The organism is Phaeobacter italicus (genome assembly GCF_019801785.1).
Classification (GTDB): domain Bacteria; phylum Pseudomonadota; class Alphaproteobacteria; order Rhodobacterales; family Rhodobacteraceae; genus Phaeobacter; species Phaeobacter italicus.
In genome coordinates this window covers 146,618-166,426 of the sequence record NZ_JAHVIJ010000001.1, presented here as the reverse complement: position 1 = coordinate 166,426, position 19,809 = coordinate 146,618, and the positions used below count along the sequence as shown (strand labels likewise).

General features: G+C 59.0%; 20 protein-coding genes. 4 read left to right on the top strand and 16 right to left on the bottom strand.

Annotation, left to right across the window (positions count from 1 at the left end; genetic code table 11):
* Positions 1 to 38 precede the first annotated feature (38 nt).
* The 4 genes from KUV39_RS00775 to KUV39_RS00760 all read left to right on the top strand — a co-directional run bounded on the left by KUV39_RS00775 (position 39) and on the right by KUV39_RS00760 (position 3,789).
* Entirely contained in the window at positions 39 to 785 is a 747-nt protein-coding gene (locus KUV39_RS00775; protein WP_222458675.1) for a hypothetical protein, read from the top strand.
* Complete coding sequence (locus KUV39_RS00770) at positions 782 to 1,741, top strand: glycosyltransferase family 2 protein (protein WP_222458674.1); 960 nt, start codon at positions 782 to 784, stop codon at positions 1,739 to 1,741. Before KUV39_RS00775 ends, KUV39_RS00770 begins: the two co-directional genes overlap by 4 nt.
* A gap of 180 nt (positions 1,742 to 1,921) precedes the next feature.
* Positions 1,922 to 3,427 (top strand): DEAD/DEAH box helicase, encoded by a 1,506-nt coding sequence (locus KUV39_RS00765; protein ID WP_222458673.1) that lies wholly within the window; start codon positions 1,922 to 1,924, stop codon positions 3,425 to 3,427.
* Positions 3,428 to 3,615: 188 nt separating this feature from the next.
* On the top strand, positions 3,616 to 3,789 hold the full coding sequence (locus KUV39_RS00760; protein WP_008559062.1) for an RSP_7527 family protein: 174 nt from the start codon (positions 3,616 to 3,618) through the stop codon (positions 3,787 to 3,789).
* Between the two features lie 187 nt (positions 3,790 to 3,976).
* Here KUV39_RS00760 and KUV39_RS00755 read toward each other — a convergent pair whose 3' ends face one another.
* The 16 genes from KUV39_RS00755 to nuoF all read right to left on the bottom strand — a co-directional run bounded on the left by KUV39_RS00755 (position 3,977) and on the right by nuoF (position 19,806).
* Positions 3,977 to 5,644, bottom strand: coding sequence for a ribonuclease J (locus KUV39_RS00755; RefSeq protein WP_222458672.1), 1,668 nt, complete (start codon positions 5,642 to 5,644; stop codon positions 3,977 to 3,979).
* Positions 5,641 to 6,423 (bottom strand): type III pantothenate kinase, encoded by a 783-nt coding sequence (locus KUV39_RS00750; RefSeq protein WP_008561667.1) that lies wholly within the window; start codon positions 6,421 to 6,423, stop codon positions 5,641 to 5,643. The genes KUV39_RS00755 and KUV39_RS00750 overlap by 4 nt, the downstream gene beginning before the upstream one ends.
* Positions 6,424 to 6,438: 15 nt before the next feature.
* Entirely contained in the window at positions 6,439 to 7,194 is a 756-nt protein-coding gene (locus KUV39_RS00745) for a biotin--[acetyl-CoA-carboxylase] ligase (protein ID WP_222458671.1), read from the bottom strand.
* An 87-nt stretch (positions 7,195 to 7,281) separates the two neighbouring features.
* Entirely contained in the window at positions 7,282 to 8,721 is a 1,440-nt protein-coding gene (nuoN, locus tag KUV39_RS00740; protein ID WP_222458670.1) for an NADH-quinone oxidoreductase subunit NuoN, read from the bottom strand.
* A 14-nt stretch (positions 8,722 to 8,735) separates the two neighbouring features.
* On the bottom strand, positions 8,736 to 10,283 hold the full coding sequence (locus KUV39_RS00735) for an NADH-quinone oxidoreductase subunit M (protein WP_008558951.1): 1,548 nt from the start codon (positions 10,281 to 10,283) through the stop codon (positions 8,736 to 8,738).
* A complete protein-coding gene (gene nuoL, locus KUV39_RS00730; protein WP_222458669.1) occupies positions 10,283 to 12,382 on the bottom strand; it encodes an NADH-quinone oxidoreductase subunit L in 2,100 nt (699 codons plus the stop codon). The genes KUV39_RS00735 and nuoL overlap by 1 nt, the downstream gene beginning before the upstream one ends.
* A gap of 6 nt (positions 12,383 to 12,388) precedes the next feature.
* Entirely contained in the window at positions 12,389 to 12,694 is a 306-nt protein-coding gene (gene nuoK, locus KUV39_RS00725; protein ID WP_008560402.1) for an NADH-quinone oxidoreductase subunit NuoK, read from the bottom strand.
* Between the two features lie 4 nt (positions 12,695 to 12,698).
* Positions 12,699 to 13,301 (bottom strand): NADH-quinone oxidoreductase subunit J, encoded by a 603-nt coding sequence (locus KUV39_RS00720; protein WP_008561140.1) that lies wholly within the window; start codon positions 13,299 to 13,301, stop codon positions 12,699 to 12,701.
* Positions 13,298 to 13,717, bottom strand: coding sequence for a carboxymuconolactone decarboxylase family protein (locus KUV39_RS00715; protein WP_008560179.1), 420 nt, complete (start codon positions 13,715 to 13,717; stop codon positions 13,298 to 13,300). Before KUV39_RS00715 ends, KUV39_RS00720 begins: the two co-directional genes overlap by 4 nt.
* Positions 13,714 to 14,208 (bottom strand): NADH-quinone oxidoreductase subunit NuoI, encoded by a 495-nt coding sequence (nuoI, locus tag KUV39_RS00710; protein ID WP_008560865.1) that lies wholly within the window; start codon positions 14,206 to 14,208, stop codon positions 13,714 to 13,716. Before nuoI ends, KUV39_RS00715 begins: the two co-directional genes overlap by 4 nt.
* Positions 14,209 to 14,211: 3 nt before the next feature.
* A complete protein-coding gene (gene nuoH, locus KUV39_RS00705) occupies positions 14,212 to 15,249 on the bottom strand; it encodes an NADH-quinone oxidoreductase subunit NuoH (protein WP_046210001.1) in 1,038 nt (345 codons plus the stop codon).
* 6 nt (positions 15,250 to 15,255) lie between these two features.
* Complete coding sequence (locus tag KUV39_RS00700) at positions 15,256 to 15,642, bottom strand: hypothetical protein (protein ID WP_008559941.1); 387 nt, start codon at positions 15,640 to 15,642, stop codon at positions 15,256 to 15,258.
* Positions 15,639 to 17,621, bottom strand: coding sequence for an NADH-quinone oxidoreductase subunit NuoG (nuoG, locus tag KUV39_RS00695; RefSeq protein WP_222458668.1), 1,983 nt, complete (start codon positions 17,619 to 17,621; stop codon positions 15,639 to 15,641). The genes KUV39_RS00700 and nuoG overlap by 4 nt, the downstream gene beginning before the upstream one ends.
* Before the next feature lie 3 nt (positions 17,622 to 17,624).
* Entirely contained in the window at positions 17,625 to 18,032 is a 408-nt protein-coding gene (locus tag KUV39_RS00690; RefSeq protein WP_008559744.1) for a DUF5333 domain-containing protein, read from the bottom strand.
* Between the two features lie 110 nt (positions 18,033 to 18,142).
* The gene (locus tag KUV39_RS00685) at positions 18,143 to 18,490 is read right to left on the bottom strand and encodes a hypothetical protein (RefSeq protein ID WP_222458667.1); all 348 of its coding nucleotides are present in this window, start codon (positions 18,488 to 18,490) and stop codon (positions 18,143 to 18,145) included.
* 17 nt (positions 18,491 to 18,507) lie between these two features.
* Positions 18,508 to 19,806, bottom strand: coding sequence for an NADH-quinone oxidoreductase subunit NuoF (nuoF, locus tag KUV39_RS00680; protein WP_046209996.1), 1,299 nt, complete (start codon positions 19,804 to 19,806; stop codon positions 18,508 to 18,510).
* Positions 19,807 to 19,809: the final 3 nt, after the last annotated feature.

The following is a 19,809-nucleotide window of genomic DNA, read 5'->3' as shown; positions in this document are numbered from 1 at the left end:
CCCCATTTCCTGCTCCAAACGCTGACAGCTGACCCGCCATGGATATTGCAAAACAAAACTATCCTGGCGGGTTCTACAAACTGCTGCGACAGCTAGAGAGACGCGAGACACCGTTTCAGGCGCCTTTGTCAGCGCTGCCCCCGGTCGACGTGGTGTTGGCGGATTTGTTTACCCCGCTCCCGAACCCTGCGTCGACTTCTGCCTCTCTGGACGATCTGCCGGACCATCATATTGCGCATAAATGGCAGGCCTTGTGCGCAGAATTTGCGGGCGCGCCAGAGATCTGGGCGCTTCATGCGCTTTGCATCGCGATCCTGCGCCGTCGGGACCCACCACAGGAAGCGCGCGCGCTGTTTCTGCGGATCTGGACCGAACATGGGGCGGACCTTGCTGCAGACCTCCCCATCCGCTGGCTGATTTCTGCGGCGGCCACCTTTGCCGATCACGGAAAGACGATAGAGCAACGGCTTGGCGGGCAAGGCTTGCAGATGCTGTTTCACCTGATCAAGCTGCATGACAGCGAACGCAGACTGTCTGGTCGCCCGCTTGATCGCGGCCTGCCCCGGATCAAGGGCAAGGAATTGGATGACCTGGGTTTTGGCATGAGCCCCTACCACCTGCCCCATGGGGATCTGGACCGACACATGCTGGCCCGGCTGTGGCGCATCTGTGAAAACGATTTGGTGTTGCGTCCGCTTGGCATGAAGATGCTGCGGATGGTGATGGAGGATCCACGCAGCATCTTTGGACGCATCCAGCGTTACAAGGCAACTCGCAAATCATGACGCCAGAGAAACGGACCACCTGGGGCATTGTAAGCACCATCAAGGCCGATGCGCGTACGGTTCTGACGTTTGCCGCCTACCATCTGGATCTCGGCGCCCATCGCCTGCACATCTATCTCGATGAACCCAATGACGAGACCTTTTTGCATTTGAAGGCCCATCCAAAGGTCCGCGTCACGACATGTGACGACACCTATTGGTGCAAGCGTAAACGCGGCCGGCCGGCGATGCATCAGGTCCGACAGACCATGAACGCCACCCACGCCTACCGCCGTATTCAAACCGATTGGGTTGCCCATATTGATGCGGATGAATTCATCTGGCCAATGCCGGACGCCGGTGCACCCAGGGTCGCGGATATATTGACGAACTTGCCACCAGGCACCACGTCCTTGCGGCTGCGCCCGCTAGAGGCGCTGGCCGGGCGGCAAGACCACTATAAATCAATGGTGCCTCCAGGCCCTGAACGCGAGGACGAGGTTCGCGCAATCTATCCCGAATTCGGGAGCTTTCTGAAAGGTGGCTTCCTGAGCCACACCGCAGGCAAGCTGTTTGCCCGCACAGGGCTGCAAGATGTGCAGTTTCGCATTCACAACCTTCTTCGAGACGGAGAAAAAGTTCCCGGCGAAGCAATCACCTCTGCCCTCCAGCTGTGCCACCGGCACGCGACAAGCTGGGATCATTGGCAATCCACCTACCGTTTCCGATTGGAGCGGGGGTCTTACAGGCCAGGTCTTTCCGCTGGTTTCCCCCGGGCCATGGGCGGTCTCAGCGCTCATGAACTGCTGTCGATGGTGGAAGAGGAACACGGCCAAGACGGCTTGCGTCGGTTCTTTGCAGAAATCAATGCAGAGCACCCGAGGGTGTTTTCCGAACTGCAGTCACGCAACATGGTCCACCACTGTCAGCTGGATCTCGACGCCAAACGACAGCGACATTTCCCTCAATTTGACTAAACTGTTTCGCGATTACCCGTGTCGCAATCAAAACAGCGGTAAAATCGCGGTTTAATTGACGATCATGGCGGATTTTGCTATGCCCCGCCGCAAGCCGGTCCAGACAGGACGCAAGACCATGCGGGACAGGCACTGTTAGACACGCGCGGGCCAGGTCAGTGTCCGCAAAAACGGACGCAAATGACAAAATTTTCAGATCTGAACCTGAACCCCAAAGTCCTCAAAGCCATTGAGGAAGCGGGTTACGAATCCCCCACACCGATTCAGGCAGGCGCCATTCCGCCCGCTCTTGAGGGCCGTGATGTTCTGGGGATCGCGCAAACCGGGACCGGCAAGACCGCGTCCTTCACTCTGCCGATGATCACCCTTCTTGCACGGGGTCGTGCACGGGCACGGATGCCGCGGAGCCTTGTGCTGTGCCCAACACGCGAGCTCGCGGCGCAGGTCGCCGAGAACTTCGACACCTACACCAAGCACCTGAACCTTACCAAAGCGCTGCTGATTGGCGGGGTGTCGTTCAAAGAGCAGGACGCGCTGATCGACAAGGGCGTCGACGTGCTGATCGCAACGCCCGGTCGACTGCTCGACCATTTCGAGCGCGGCAAACTGATTCTGTCTGACGTGAAAGTCATGGTTGTCGACGAAGCCGACCGTATGCTCGACATGGGTTTCATCCCTGATATCGAACGTATTTTCGGCCTGACGCCCTTCACTCGCCAGACGCTGTTCTTCTCTGCGACCATGGCACCCGAGATCGAACGCATCACCAATACCTTCCTCTCCGCACCCGAGCGGATCGAAGTCGCCCGGCAGGCCACGACCTCAGAGAACATCACCCAAGGCGTTGTGCTGTTCAAAGCCTCCCGCCGCGATCGTGAAGGCAGTGAAAAGCGCAAGCTGCTGCGCCACCTGATCGATCAGGAAGGCGAAAAATGCACAAACGCGATCATCTTCTGCAACCGGAAGACGGACGTGGATATCTGCGCCAAATCGCTCAAGAAATATGGCTACAACGCTGCGCCGATCCACGGTGATCTCGACCAGAGCCAGCGCATGAAGACGCTGGACGAGTTCCGCGAAGGTAATCTTCGTTTCCTCGTGGCCTCCGATGTGGCGGCCCGTGGTCTGGATGTCCCAAGCGTCAGCCACGTGTTCAATTTCGACGTGCCCAGCCACGCAGAAGACTATGTTCACCGCATTGGCCGGACCGGTCGCGCCGGTCGCGATGGTACTGCGATGATGATCTGCGTGCCCAAGGACGAAAAGAACCTGGAAGACATCGAGCGTCTCGTTCAGCAGGAAATCCCGCGTATCGAGAATCCGTTCAAAAAGGCCAAGGCAGACCCCAAGGCCAAAGCGGACGCCAAGGCCCAGGACACTGCCGAAGCAAAAGACGGCGAGACTACAGAACGCAAGACCCGGAGCCGCCGCTCCTCGCGCAGCAAGGATGCCGCCAAGGAAGAGACCACAGTTGTCGAGGCAAATGTGGTGGAGGCCAAGGCCGCAGAACCCGCAAAGACCGAAGAGCCCAAGGCAGCCAACCGTGGCAAGCCGGACCAAAAGGGCAACCAGAAGTCCAAAAACAACCGTGGCCGTGGCAACAACAACGACCGTGTGGTTGTTGGCATGGGCGACCACATGCCAAGCTTCATCGCGCTGAGCTTTGCAGAGCGTCGCGCTGGCTGAACCACAGCAGAAACCAATGACACAAAGGCCACCCAAACGGGTGGCCTTTTTTATGGATAACACATGCGTCCGGCGGACCTTTGCACGTGCAGCATGGCGGGATTGACGATTTTCGCGGATGTCCTCACCCCTCCAACCCCCTATCTAAGCGGCAACAAAGACGACATCCGAAAGACACGAGGTTCATCATGGACAAGCTGGAATTCCCACACGTGACCGCTGAAGAAATCCGCCAGATCGAAATGCGCGCCCACGAGCTGCGCGCGCAGGCGATGGCTTCTTTTCTGCGCAGCGTTGGTCGCGGCTTTGCGTCCCTGCCCGGCAAACTGGCCGGCCTGTTCGCCCGCCCGCGCCACGCCTGATCAACCAAGATCTGACATCGGCAGCCTCCTCCCTGCTGCTCCTGTCGCAAGACGCCCTGCCCATTCGGCAGGGCGTTTCTGTTTCCGGGTTACCCGGGATGGTCAGCGCACAAAAAAGCCCGCCACAGGGGTTCTGCAGCGGGCTCTGACAATGTGATCCGCACCATAGGCGGGCCGCAACAACGGATCAGCGCATACGGCTGATCACCACGGTGACTTCTGGCTTCTTGCCGATTTCATTCTGCGCGGTCTGACGCGCAACACGGCGGAGGTTTTCCTCCAGCTTGTCATCGTTGCGCAGGGTCTTTGCATCGGCACGCATCACGAATTGGTTCAGGTCTTCTTCCATCACCTCAACCAGAGCTGCGTTCGAACTGCCGGTTTCTGCCAGCCCCTTGATGTCGCACCATGGTTCACCCAGTGGCTCATCTTCCTCATCAAGGATAAGGGTGACAACCACATGACCGTTCAACGCCATCCGGATCCTGTCGCGCACGACGCCATCCAGCGCGCCGTATTTGACGGAACCGTCCAGATAGGTGCGGCCGGTATCGACGTAATCCACAACCTTGGGCGCATCGCCTGTCAGATCCATCATCATGCCGTTCACGGCCACTGCACTGGCGATACCCTTGGCCTCTCCCAGACGGGCATGCTGGCGCAGGTGACGGTGCTCGCCGTGCATCGGGATCAGCATCTGCGGCTTGATGATATCGTGCATCCGCTCCAGATCAGGCCGGTTTGCATGCCCAGACACGTGATACAGCCCAGAGCTGTCATCAACCACGTCGACCCCTTTTTCAGAGAACTGGTTGATAATACGGATAACACCCCGTTCGTTGCCCGGAATGGTTTTGGACGAGAACAGGAAGAGGTCGCCCTCTTTCACCTCCACGCCACGATACTTGCCACGCGCCAATTGGGCAGAGGCCGCACGCCGCTCGCCCTGGCTACCGGTCACGATCAGCATCAGATTGTCGCGCGGCAGCTCCTGCGCGGCCTCAACGCTGACCACCTTGGGAAAGCCCTGCAGGACGCCCGTTTCGGTGGCGGCATCGATCATCCGCTGCATGGCCCGTCCCAACAGGACAACGGACCGCCCGGCGGCGTGGCCTGCTTCTGCCAGCGTCTTCACACGCGCGACGTTTGACGCAAAGGTGGTCGCAACGACCATGCCCTCTGCCTCGCCGACGAGGCGGGTAATTTCCGGGCCGACTTCGACCTCGGACCTGCCGGGGTTCAACGAGAACACATTCGTGGAATCGCAGACCAGCGCCTTGACGCCATCCTTGGCGATCTCTGCCCACATTTCCGGATCAAAAGGCTCGCCCACAATCGGTGTCGGGTCAGTTTTGAAGTCGCCAGTGTGCACGACACGCCCGGCAGGTGTGTCGATCACCAGACCACCGCTTTCCGGGATCGAGTGAGAAATCGGCGCAACGCCAATGGTGAACGGGCCAAGCTTTGTGACTTCGGGCCAGGCGGACACGGTTTTCACCTGTTCGCTATCCAGACCCGCCTCATCCATCTTGCGGCGGGCAAGGTTGGCAGTGAAGGCGCGGGCATAGATCGGTGTGTTCAGATCCCGGTAGAGATGCGCAACCGCGCCGATGTGGTCCTCATGGGCGTGGGTGATGAAAATCCCTTCCAGCTGGTCGGCCCGCTCTTTCAGCCAGCGGATGTCCGGCATGATGAGATCAACACCTGGGGTGCTGTCCATATCGGGGAATGTCACCCCGAGGTCGACCAGAACAAGGCGTTCCTTGCCCGGTTTGCCATAGCCATAGACATAGGCGTTCATGCCAATTTCCCCTGCCCCACCCAGGGGCAGGTAGATCAAACGTTCAGTGCTCATCCTTGGAGACCGTTTTCCTTGTTATATTTGTGAATGATCTGAAGACCATGCATGGTGAGATCGTCCTCCCATGCGTCAAACAGATCTGCTGTCTGCTGGAACAAAGGCGCCAGCCCGCCTGTCGAGATTACTTTCATCGGCACGCCCCGCTCTGCTTTGATTTGCGCGCAGATCTCGCGTACCAGGCCTACGTAGCCCCAGAACACACCTGACTGCATACATGCAACCGTATTGGTGCCAATCACGGCCTGAGGTTTGGAAATATCCACATGGGGCAGTGCCGCTGCAGCCTGATGTAGCGCTTCAAGGCTAAGGTTCACCCCCGGCGCAATGACGCCGCCGATATAGGCGCCATCTTCGGCCACCACATCAAAGGTTGTCGCCGTGCCGAAATCCACCACGATCAGATTGCCGCCATATTTGTCAAAACCCGAAACCGTATTGACCAAACGGTCCGGCCCGACATTGGTTCCCTCATCCACCCGCACCGCCACGGGCAAAAGACAATCGGTTTTGCCGACCACCACGGGCCGGGTGTTGAAGTAGCGATCTGCCAGGACGCGCAGGTTGAACACCACGCGCGGCACTGTCGAGGAGATGATCATATCGGTGATATCCGCCTCGATCCCCTGCAGACGCATCAGCGTATTGAGCCAGACATAATATTGATCTGCCGTGCGCCGCCAGTCTGTTGCTGTGCGCCACGTCCCGACAAAATTTTCGCCGTCCCAAATGGAAAAAACTGTATTCGTGTTACCGCAGTCTACCGCCAGAAGCATGCTCTGCCCTCTCGCCTAGAAAAAGATGTCCGCGGCCGGGATGCTGATGCGTCCCTTCGCGGTGTTCAGAACCAGATTTCCTGAGGCGTCGATCGTTTCAAAAGTCCCCTCGGTTTCACTGGTCATCGTGCGTGCGGTCACAACCTCACCCAACCGGGCAGCGCGGGACAGCCAGGCGGTTCTGATGGGTTCAAACCCGTAGGTCACAAACTGCGCCTCCAGCCGGGCGTAGGCCGCTGCCAGCTCGCCCAGGAACACCTCAGGTGTGATCTGAATGCCGGTCTCGGACAACAGCGACACGGGCCATACTGCGCCCGGTTCCAACCATTCCTGCATTGGTGTTTCGATGAGATTGACACCAATCCCGATAGAGAGGTGGCTGACACCGCCATCATTGCCGCGTCCGGCGCTTTCCAACAGAATGCCTGCCAGTTTTCCACCGTTGAACAACACATCATTGGGCCACTTCAAAGCGAGGCCCGGCACCTCTCCGCACAGCGCGATGCAGGCGTCGTAGACTGCGAGCGCCGCCACAAAGCTCCGCAAAGCCACCTGGTCGGCCGGCCCCTTCGGTCGCAGGACCAGTGTCGCCGCGAAATTGCCTGTTGGCTCTTTCCAGGCCCGTCCACGACGGCCCCGCCCCTTGGTCTGCCGCTTGGCCAGGATCCACTCAGGGCCACTCAGGGTTGGCGCACGTCGCGCGGCTTCGTCCAAGGTACTATCCACCTCATCAAGGAGGCAGCGTCCATATCCTTCGGGCCAGTCGCTCATGTCCGTTTCCCTCGTGCTCGGGTCTTATCAAGGCAAAAAGGCCCGGTCCTAAGACCAGGCCTTGTTTGTTTTTTAGGCGATCAACGATCAGTTGACCAGCGCCACCGACGCAGCGGCAGCTGCCCCTTCGACACCAAACATGTTGATGATACCCAGAAGCATGACAGCGGCGGACGCCATCAGGAAGCCCCAGAGGATCGGCGAGCGGTTGCTGTCCAGCTCTTCGCCCTCTTCACCAAAGTACATGTAGTAAACGATGCGCAGGTAGTAGAACGCGCCGATAACAGAGGCGATCACACCCGCGATGGCCAGCCAGGCGAGGCCTGCATCATAGGCGGCGTTCAAGACGTAAAGTTTGCCAAAGAAGCCCAGCATCGGCGGCACACCGGCCAGCGAGAAGAGCAGGATCAGCATTGCCAGCGCCTTGCCCGGCTCGCGGCGCGCATAAAGGTTCAGCGCGCGGATGTCGGTGATCGGTTTGCCGTCCTTTTCCAACATCAGGATAAAGGCAAAGGTCCCGATGTTCATCGACACGTAGATGGCCAGATAGACCAGCAGTGCCTGAACACCATAGGCGGTGCCAGCAGCCAGACCCATCAGCGCATAACCCATATGCGCAATCGAGGAATAAGCCATCAGACGCTTGATATCACGCTGACCGATCGCGGCAACGGCGCCAACGAACATGGACAAGAGAGACAACAGCGCGACAACCTGGCTCCAGTCTTCGACCGCGTGGCCGAATGCGTCATGCATCACGCGGGCAAACAGACCCATCGCAGCGACCTTGGGAGCAGATGCGAAAAACGCGGTCACGGGGGTCGGCGCGCCTTCGTAGACGTCCGGGGTCCACATGTGGAACGGAACCGCAGAGACCTTGAACGCCATACCCGAGATCAGGAAGACCAGACCAAACAGCAGGCCAACAGAGACTTCGCCGTGCTGTGCCACCGCGTAAATACCCGCGAAATCGGTCGTCCCGGCAAAGCCATAGACCAGCGAGGCCCCATAAAGCAGCAGGCCGGAGGACAGCGCACCAAGAACAAAGTACTTCAGGCCGGCTTCGGTCGACTTCACACTGTCCCGGCGCAGCGACGCCACGACATAGAGCGCCAGAGACTGCAGCTCGAGGCCCATGTAAAGCGACATCAGGTTGCCTGCAGAGACCATCACCATCATGCCCACCGCGCTCAGCGCGACGAGGATGGGATATTCAAACCGCAGCATGCCACGGCGGGACATATAGTCCTGCCCCATGACCAGAACCGCCGCTGCAGACAGCAGAATGGCAACTTTTGCGAAACGCGCAAAGCCATCATCGATGAACATGCCATTGAAGGCAGACCGGCTACCATCGGAGCCGGTGCCAATCCAGATGGCAAGAACCGGCATCAGGCCAGCGATAAGCCAAACCAGCGCCGAGGCCAGTTTGTCTTTGCCGGTGTAGACAGCGCCAAGGAGCGCCGCCATTGCGCTGAGCGCCAGAACAATCTCTGGCAAGATAACGGTGAGATCAGCTGGGATCATCAGCCCATGCCCCCTTAGTGCGAAGCGATCTGGGTCGCCGGGGAAAGATCCGCAGCGGCCAGAGATTGGTTGAAGTTAGCGATCAGCGCCTCGGTGGACGGGCTGATGATGTCGGTGACAACCGCAGGATAGACACCCAGCAGGATGGTCATGATGACCAGCGGTGCAAAGATGAAGCGCTCACGCGCAGTCATATCCTTGATGGTTTTCAGGCTCTCCTTGATCAGATCGCCAAAGACCACACGGCGATACAGCCACAGAGCATAGCCCGCCGAGAAGATAACGCCGGTGGTCGCGATCATCGCAACCCAGGTGTTTTTCTGGAAGGTCCCCATCAGGGTCAGGAATTCACCGATAAAGCCGGATGTGCCGGGAAGGCCCACGTTGCCCATGGTAAAGAACATGAAGACAAGCGCATAGGCAGGCATCCGGATGACAAGACCGCCGTAGGCGTCGATGTCACGGGTGTGCATGCGGTCATAGATCACCCCAACGCAGAGGAAGAGCGCGGCAGAGATGAAGCCGTGGCTCAGCATCTGGAAGATCGCACCGTCGATGCCCTGCTGGTTGGCAGCAAAGATACCCATGGTGACAAAACCCATGTGTGCGACGGAGGAGTAAGCAATCAGCTTCTTCATATCGTCCTGAACAATCGCAACCAGCGACGTGTAGACAATCGCAATCGCGGACATCCACAGGACGAGATCAGTCATCACCTCGGCCCCAACAGGGAACATCGGCAGAGAGAAGCGCAGGAAGCCGTAGCCACCCATTTTCAGCAGGATCGCCGCCAGAACAACAGACCCAGCTGTCGGAGCCTGAACGTGCGCATCAGGCAACCAGGTGTGAACCGGCCACATCGGCATCTTCACCGCGAAAGACGCAAAGAACGCCAGGAACAGAAGCGTCTGCATGCCACCCACGATGTGGATGCCGAGGACGTCGAAACTTCCGGCAGAGAAGCTGTGCGTCAGCAGCGCTTCGATGTCGGTGGTGCCTGCGTCTGCAAACATGGCGATCATGGCGATCAGCATCAGAACAGAGCCGAAGAACGTGTAGAGGAAGAACTTGAACGACGCGTAGATGCGGTTCGCGCCCCCCCAGATACCGATGATAAGGAACATCGGGATCAGGCCTGCTTCAAAGAAGAGGTAGAACAGGACCAGATCCAGCGCCATGAACACACCGAGCATCAGCGTTTCCAGGAGCAGGAACGCGATCATGTATTCCTTGACACGGGTCTTGACGTCCCAGCTGGCCAGAATGGTCAGCGGCATGACGAAGGTTGTCAGCATCACGAACAGAACCGAGATGCCGTCCACGCCCATTTTGTATTTCAGGCCAAAGATCCACTCGGCCTCTTCCACAAACTGGAAGCCGGTGTTGGCGGGATCGAACTCAAAGTAGATCCCGAGGCTCACCAGGAAGGTGATCGTGGTAGCAAAAAGCGCAACATATTTCGCGTTACGCTGTGCCGCCTCATCCTCGCCGCGCAGGAACAGGGCCAAGATGGCCGCCGCGAGCGCCGGGATAAAGGTGACAATTGAAAGGAGATTGTCCATCAGTGCGCTCCTCCGCCGATCGACATCCAGGTAACCAGGGCTGCAATCCCCAGCACCATCCAGAAGGCATAAGTGAAGATGTAACCCGACTGTGCGCGACCGGCGAGGCGGGTGAAGAAGGGAATGATACCCATGGCCAGGCCATTGAGGGCACCATCAATGGTGCTGCCATCGCCGCGCTTCCAGAAGAAGCGGCCAAGCGCCAGAGCCGGTTTGACGAAGACGTAGTTATACAGCTCGTCAAAGTACCATTTGTTCTTGAGGAACTGGTAGAGCGGCTGATGGGTCTGTGCCAGACGGCCGGGCAGGCTCGGGTTCACGATGTAGAACCAGATCGCCAGGGACAGGCCAAGCACCATTGCAATGAAGGGCGAAAACTTGACCCATTTGTTGACAGCATGGGCATCGTCCAGAAGGGTGTTATCAGGTGCGATGTAAAGCGCGCCCTGCCCCGGCTCACCAGCAAAGGCATAGTGATGTTCGCCCTTGGCGGCGTCGCCGTGATCATCCTTGGCTGCACCATGGTCGTCGCCATGCGCCTCGGCAGGCGCTTCGGCATACGGGATGCCATAGAACTTGCCCACGGTGTCGGTGTGACCAAAGAAGCTGTTGTACCAGACCATACCGGAGAACACAGCACCCAGAGCCAGCACACCCAGCGGAACCAGCATGACCATCGGGCTTTCATGCGCGTGATCGTGCGTATGCTTGTCGCCACGCGGCTTGCCGTAGAAGGTCAGGAAGATCAGGCGCCAGGAGTAGAAGGAGGTCATCGCCGCTGCGATCACCAGCATCCAGAAGCCGTACATGGAGCCACCTGCATAGGCGCTTTCGATGATGGCATCTTTCGACAGGAAGCCTGCAAAGCCGATGTGCGTCAGGGGAATACCAACGCCGGTGATGGCAAGGGTACCGATCATCATCGCCCAGAAGGTATAGGGGATTTTCTTGCGGAGACCGCCGTAGTTCATCATGTCCTGCTCGTGGTGCATCGCATGGATCACGGACCCTGCACCAAGGAACAGCATCGCTTTGAAAAAGGCGTGCGTGAACAGGTGGAACATCGCTGCGGAGTACATGCCGACCCCGGCTGCAACGAACATGTAGCCAAGCTGCGAACAGGTCGAATAGGCGATCACACGTTTGATGTCGGTTTGGACCAGACCAACTGTCGCCGCAAAGAACGCCGTGGTCGCACCCAAGACGGTGATAAAGGCGGTCGCTTCAGGCGCCACTTCCATCAGGGGCGACATGCGGCACACAAGGAACACACCAGCAGTAACCATCGTCGCTGCGTGGATCAGGGCCGAAACAGGTGTCGGGCCTTCCATCGCGTCCGGCAGCCAAGTGTGCAGGATCAACTGAGCCGATTTACCCATCGCACCGACGAACAGCAGGAAGGCAATCAGGTTTGCCGCGTTCCATTCCGTCCACAGGAAACCCAGCTGGGTTTCAGCCAGCATCGGCGTCGCGGCAAAGATGTCATCAAAGTTGATGCTGCCAGTCAGGAAGAAGAGCGCAAAGATACCAAGCGCAAAGCCGAAGTCCCCGACGCGGTTGACGATGAACGCTTTCATCGCGGCCGCACCAGCAGAGGGTTTACGGTAGTAAAAGCCGATCAGCAGGTAGGAGGCAACGCCCACACCTTCCCAGCCAAAGAACATCTGGACCAGGTTGTCGGCTGTCACCAGCATCAGCATGGCGAAGGTAAAGAACGACAGGTAGGCAAAGAACCGCGGCTTGTAGCTCTCCCCGTCCTTCCACTGCGGATCATGATCCATGTAGCCAAAGGAGTAGAGGTGAACCAGCGAGGACACGGACGTGATCACGATCAGCATGATCGCGGTCAGACGGTCAACGCGGAACTGCCAGGACGTGTCGAGGCTACCGGACTGGATCCAGCGCAGGATTTCGACAGTGTAATAGCCGTTTTCATGCGCAGAGGGGTCAAACGTCAGGAAGACGATCCAGGACAGCGCCGCCGTCAGGAAGAGAAGTGCAGTGGCGAACACAGTCGCCACTTTTTCGCCAAGGATCTTGTGGCCAAAGCCACAGACCAGCGCCCCCACCAGCGGGGTAAAGAGAAGGATGGTTTCCATGACGCTTTAGCCCTTCATCACGTTGACGTCTTCAACGGCAATGGTGCCGCGGTTACGGAAGAAGCAAACCAGGATCGCAAGACCGATGGCGGCCTCAGCAGCGGCCACTGTCAGAACAAACAGAGTGAAGACCTGCCCGACCAGATCGCCGAGGAACGACGAGAAGGCCACGAGGTTGATGTTCACCGCGAGGAGCATCAGTTCGATGCTCATCAGCAGGATGATGATGTTCTTGCGGTTCAGAAAGAGCCCGAAGATGCCGATGACGAACAGCGTCGCCGCGACGGTTAGATAATGCTCAATTGTGATCATTGTCTCAAAGCCCCTGCCCCGGTTTCACGTCCTTGAGTTCCATTGCCTTGGCCGGGTCACGCATCATCTGGGCGACAACGTCCTGACGCTTCACGTCCTGGCGATGGCGCAGTGTCAGCACGATCGCACCGATCATGGCGACTAGCAGGATCAGGCCCGACAGCTGGAACAGAAGGAAGTATTGATCATAAAGAATGAGGCCAAGCGCCTCGGTGTTGTGTTTGTCAGCCGGGATCGGCTGCGCCAGCTGGCTACCTGCCGCCGGTGCGCTTTCCCATGCGCCAAACGCCATGACAAACTGCATAAGGATCACCAGACCGATCAGCAGAGCCAGCGGCATATAGCGCGCCATCTCGGCCTTCAGTTCGGCAAAGTCCACGTCCAGCATCATCACGACGAAGAGGAAGAGAACCGCAACGGCGCCGACGTAGACGATCACCAGCAGCATGGCGACAAATTCGGCGCCCAGCAGGACGAACAGCCCCGCAGAAGAAATAAATGCCAGGATCAGCCACAGCACCGAGTGAACCGGCTGACGGCTGATTACCGTAAACAGCCCGCCCGTGATGGCGCTGATGGCAAAGAGGTAAAAGGCAAAAACGGTCATGTTTCATCGTCCCCTTTGGCGTCCATGACTTCCTGCGCCAGCTCCAGCGCCCGGGTCATGGCCGGAATGCCGGCAAAGACCGACATCTGTCCGATCGTTTCCACGATCTCTTGTTTCTTCGCGCCCGCCTCAAGAGCGTGGCGCACGGTCTGGCGCACAGCGGTATCTGCCTGTGCCCCCTGCATTGTCAGCCCGGCCAACGTCAGCAGCAGCCGGGTCTTTGCGTCCAGCCCGTCCTTGTTGACGGTATTGCCGAACATCAGCTCCATGACGTCCTTGGGCATGGTCGGCCACAGGGCCTCAAATTCCTTGAATGCGCCAGAGGGCGAGAAGCTCTCCAGCGCCGGGTTCAAGGCCTTTGCCATGTCCTGTGCTTGGGCCATCATGGCCTCAAACGGGTTCTTGGCGTCACTCATCGGTATGGCGCATCCAGTTCCAGGTTGCGGGCGATTTCTGCCTCCCAACGTTCCCCGTTCGAAAGCAGCTTTTCCTTGTCGTAGAACAGCTCTTCGCGGGTCTCGGTGGCGAATTCGAAATTCGGGCCTTCGACGATGGCATCCACCGGGCACGCCTCTTGGCAGAAACCGCAATAAATGCATTTGGTCATGTCGATGTCGTACCGGGTGGTGCGACGCGAGCCATCTTCGCGGGGTTCCGCATCGATGGTGATCGCCTGTGCAGGACAGACCGCCTCGCAGAGTTTGCAGGCGATGCAGCGCTCTTCCCCGTTGGGGTAACGGCGCAGCGCATGCTCACCACGGAAGCGCGGCGACAGCGGGCCCTTCTCGTGCGGATAGTTCACGGTGGCCTTGGGTGCGAAGAAATACTTCAGACCCAGTTTCATGCCAGCCCAGAAATCCTGCAGCAGGAAGTATTTGGCGGCGCGGGTATAGTCGAGGTTCGCCATGTATCAGCCTCCCACGGTCCAGCGAGCAAAGATGCCCCAGAACCATTCAAATTTTGCAGCAAAGGCCACGAACACCACCCAGGCCAGCGAGAACGGCAGGAAGACTTTCCAACCCAGACGCATCAGCTGGTCATAGCGGTAGCGGGGCGTGATCGCCTTTACCATCGCGAAGAGGAAGAAGAAGAACGCCATCTTGCCGACCATCCACAGAACGCCATCGGGCAGGAACGGGAACGGGGACAGCCAGCCGCCAAAGAACAGGAGAGACATCAGCGCACACATCAGGAAGATCGCGATGTATTCCCCCGCCATGAACAGCAGGAACGGCGTTGCAGAATATTCAACCTGGTAACCGGCAACCAGTTCGGATTCCGCTTCAGGAAGGTCGAACGGCGGGCGGTTGGTCTCGGCCAATGCCGAGATGAAGAACAGGAACACCATCGGGAAGTGCGGCAGCCAGTACCAGTTCAGCAGACCAAAGTCGCCGTCCTGGGCGCGCACGATGTCGCCAAAGTTCATCGAACCTGTCGACAGGATCACACCGATGATGATCAGACCGATGGAGACCTCGTAGGAAATCATCTGCGCCGCAGAGCGCAGGCTTCCGAGAAACGGGTATTTCGAGTTGGACGCCCAGCCCCCCATGATGACGCCGTAAACCTCAAGCGAGGAGACCGCGAAAACATAGAGAATTGCGACGTTGATGTCCGACAGAACCCAACCATCGTTGAAAGGGATAACTGCCCAGGCGATCATCGCCAGGACAAAGCTGGTCAGAGGCGCCAGAATGAACACCGCCCGGTCTGCACCGGCGGGGATCACCACCTCTTTCACAACATATTTGAGAGCGTCCGCCACCGACTGCAGCAGGCCGTAAACGCCCACGACGTTGGGGCCCCGACGCATCTGGACAGCGGCCCAGATTTTGCGGTCCCCGTAGACGAGGAACAGGAGCGAAATCATGACAAAGGCAACAACTGCAAGCACTTGCGCCAAAATCAGAACAGCGATGCCGCCTGGGGTGTTAAAGAATTCAGCCATAGGTCCTCACACCGTGGGTATTCCGTTAGCCTCGCAATCCGCGACCACGACTTCGGCGTCGATGGTGCGCAGTCCGCGCGGGAGGGAAGGCGAGATGGTGTAGACAGCATCTGCGGTCTGAACGCCACCCTCTTGTTTCATTTTTGTGCGCACATGACGTGCAAATCCGTATCCGCGGATCAGCGCATATTGCGCTGCTGCGCATTCAGCGTAGTTGTCCAGATCGGCACTGTTTCGCGCGCCGGTCATGGAAACGTGGAACTGCACCAGATCCCCCTCGAGAAGCCGCGTCGACACCCCCTGATAATCAGGGGAAAACGCCGCATCCGCGCTCTGTGGGGCCTGCACGCAGGCCACCAGCAGAAGGGGGGATATGATGGCTGTCCGGATCACTCCGCCGCGATCTTCTCGGCGCTGCGCGCCTTGGCGTTCGCGGACAGTTCGGCCATCAGCTGCGAGGACCGCGCAATCGGGTTGGTCAGATAGAAATCCTTCACTGCCGTGAGGAAGTCCGCCTTACCCATTGCATCCTGCGCAAGCGCTTCGCCGTCGTTTTCGATCACCTCGTCGATGCGCGCCAGATGCGGCACCTCGGCAATCAGGGCGCTGCGCAGCTGTGCCAGCGAGTCATAGCCAAGCTTTGCATCCAGCTCTGCAGACAGTGCCCGCAGGATCGCCCAGTTCTCTTTCGCTTCACCGGGGGCAAAGCTGGCACGCATGGCCAGCTGCGGACGACCTTCGGTATTCACGAAGAGACCGTTTTCCTCGGTGTAGGCGGCACCCGGCAGGATCACATCCGCGCGATGTGCGCCGCGATCACCGTGGCTGCCCTGGTAAACCACAAAGGGACCTGCATCGATTTCGACCTCATCAGCACCAAGGTTGTAGATCACCTCGGCACCGTCAATCGCCGCCGCAAGGCCACCCTCGGTGACGGCATTGATGTCCATTGCGCCCACGCGGGATGCTGCAGTGTGCAGGACCAGCATGTTGCCCAGCGATTGTGCTTTGGCGAGAACCGCAAGACCGTCAGCCTCGCGCAGGGCGCCCTGCCCCACGATTACCAACGCACCTTCCGAAGCCGAAAGACCATCAAGCGCCGCGCGATCGGTTCCGACGTGATCATAGTCGTAGGTCAGATCAACAGCCTTGCCGACCAGCTTGACGTTTGCGCCCTTCAGCCACGCCTTGCGAATGCGGGCGTTCAGAACCGGTGCTTCGTCACGGGGGTTGGTGCCGATCAGGATGATCTCTTGGGCGGTGTCGATATCTTCGATCGCTGCGGACCCGACATAGCCTGCACGGTTGCCGATGGGCAGGCGTGCATTGTCGGTGCGGGCCTCAACCTTGCCACCCAGGCTTTCGATCAGCTGTTTCAGCGCAAATGCAGCCTCGACAGAAACAAGATCACCGATCAGACCAGCAACCTTCTTGCCCTTCATTGCCGAGGCAACAGCCTCAAGCGCTTCGGGCCATGTTGCGGGCTTCAGTTTGCCATCGACACGCACGTACGGACGATCCAGACGCTGGCGGCGCAGGCCGTCCCAGACAAAGCGGGTCTTGTCGCTGATCCATTCCTCGTTCACGCCGTCATGGTTGCGCGGCAGGATCCGCATCACTTCGCGGCCCTTGGTGTCAACGCGGATGTTGGAGCCAAGCGCGTCCATCACGTCGATGGTTTCGGTCTTGGTCAGCTCCCACGGACGAGCGGTAAACGCATAAGGTTTGGAGGTCAGCGCGCCAACCGGGCAGAGGTCGATAATGTTGCCCTGAAGGTTGCTGTCCAGGGTTTCATTCAGATAGCTGGTGATCTCTGAATCTTCACCACGGCCGGTCTGGCCCATCTGAGTGATGCCCGCGACTTCGGTGGTGAAACGAACGCAGCGCGTGCAGGAAATGCAGCGGGTCATTGCAGTGCCGACGAGCGGACCGAGATCGAGATCATCCACCGCACGCTTTGCTTCGCGGAAGCGCGAGAAATCGACGCCATAGGCCATCGCCTGATCCTGCAGGTCGCATTCGCCACCCTGGTCACAGATCGGGCAGTCAAGCGGGTGGTTGATGAGCAGGAACTCCATCACCCCTTCGCGCGCCTTTTTGACCATCGGAGAGTTGGTCTTGACCTGCGGGGCCTGACCTTCTGGTCCGGGGCGAAGATCGCGCACCTGCATCGCGCAGGAGGCCGCAGGTTTCGGCGGGCCGCCAACAACCTCAACCAGGCACATACGGCAGTTGCCCGCAATGGACAGGCGCTCGTGATAGCAGAAACGCGGGATTTCAACCCCTGCCTCTTCACACGCCTGGATCAGGGTCATCGCCCCATCCACCTCAATCTCGGTTCCGTCAATGTTGATCTTGCGGAGGTCAGACATGGTCTATTTCGCCCTCAGTAACACGCCGATCGCGCTGTTTTTCTTGATTTCCGCACGACCAAACGTACAGAATGTTTCCGTTTTCTCGTATGAGACCCCGTTTTGCGCCAGGAAGCGTTCTCCCTTGGCCCGCATCCGGGACTTTTCGGCGTCCGAGCTGATGTAGGCCCGGATTTCCGTATCGGTGTAGCCCAGCTGGTTGGCGCGCGCACGAAGGCGGCGCAATTCACCGAGGCCTTTGAAGAACCGCGCAGACAGAGAGTCGCAGTGATCCGCAACTTCCTTTGCCAGGGCGACCGCGAACAGCGGATCTTCGATTTCGGGCACGTCCCGCAGGGACGGCTTGGCAGTGGCAAGACCTGGCACCAGCACGAGGCTGGCAGCAATAGCGGCAATCAGTGTGTGCTTCATGGAACGCTCCTTGGAATTGGAGTGCCCACAACGACGCGACAGACCGGCGTTATGCAATAACACCGGTGCCAGCGCGCGGTTCGCTGCCACAGGATATGCCGCAGCTCTGATCACGGGGTGCAGGTTCCGCCATAGACGGCATCCCCGCCAGCCAGCGGCACAGCATCATCCGCATTCAGCGGATCTGCCTGCCAAGCAATCTTGGAGGTGCCATAGTTTTCGATGCAGTAGCGGACGCCCTCGTGATGGGCGGCAAGCCGGGCGCCTTTCAGCGAGCGGGTCGCATCGGACACCGCAACGGTGAACACCGCACGATCCGCTTTCTTGTCGACCGCTTTGGCCTTTGCCTTGAACGGCACGCCGCCATAAAGCGGGCGATTGTTCACCAGATCGGCACAGCCCGCCAGAGCCCCGGCACAAAGGCCGATCAAGGCAAAGGTTTTTGTCACGCCCAGCATCCTCAGCACCCCCGGCCTTATTCCGCCGCCATGGCGCCCATGCGCCCGGACTTCTGTGCTTTGATGCGGTCTTCGATTTCCTCGCGGAAGTTGCGGATCAGGCCCTGGATCGGCCATGCAGCCGCATCGCCAAGCGCGCAGATGGTGTGGCCTTCGACCTGTTTGGTCACATCCCAAAGCATGTCGATCTCTTCCAGCTCTGCCTCGCCCTTCACCAGACGGTCCATCACGCGCATCATCCAGCCGGTGCCTTCGCGACACGGCGTGCACTGGCCGCAGCTTTCGTGTTTGTAGAACTTGGACAGACGCCAGATCGCCTTGATGATATCGGTCTGCTTGTCCATGACGATGACCGCCGCGGTGCCAAGGCCCGACCCCAGTTCGCCGCGCAGGTAGTCGAAGTCCATGATCGCGTCGCGCATGTTCTCACCGCGCACACACGGCACGGAAGACCCACCGGGGATCACCGCCAGCAGGTTGTCCCAACCGCCACGGATGCCGCCGCAGTGTTTTTCGATCAGCTCTTCAAACGAGATGCTCATCGCCTCTTCGACAACACAGGGGTTGTTGACGTGGCCAGAAATCGCAAACAGTTTGGTGCCTGCGTTGTTCGGGCGGCCGAAGCCTGCAAACCAATCCGCACCTCGGCGCAGAATGGTCGGCACAACGGCGATGGATTCCACGTTGTTCACGGTGGTCGGGCAGCCATAAAGACCCGCACCCGCCGGGAACGGCGGCTTCATGCGGGGCATGCCCTTCTTGCCTTCCAGGCTTTCGATCAGCGCGGTTTCTTCACCACAGATATACGCGCCTGCACCGTGATGCAGGAAAACGTCGAAATCCCAACCGGACCCCGCAGCGTTGCGACCAAGAAGACCGTTGTCATAGGCTTCATCAATCGCGGCCTGCAGCGCTTCACGCTCACGGATGTATTCGCCGCGCAGATAGATGTAGCAGGTGTGCGCATTCATCGCGAAAGAGGCGATCAGCGCGCCCTCGATCAGCGTGTGCGGATCGTGACGCATGATTTCGCGGTCTTTACAGGTGCCCGGCTCGGATTCGTCAGCGTTGATGACGAGATAGGAGGGACGACCGTCGCTCTCCTTGGGCATGAAGGACCACTTCAGACCCGTAGGGAAGCCCGCGCCGCCGCGGCCGCGCAGACCAGAGTCTTTCATGGTCTGGATGATCCAGTCCCGCCCTTTTGCGATGAGGCCTGCGGTGCCATCCCAATGGCCGCGCTGTTTGGCGCCTGCCAGCGTGCGCTCATGCATCCCATAAAGGTTGGTAAAGATCCGGTCCTGGTCCTTCAGCATGTC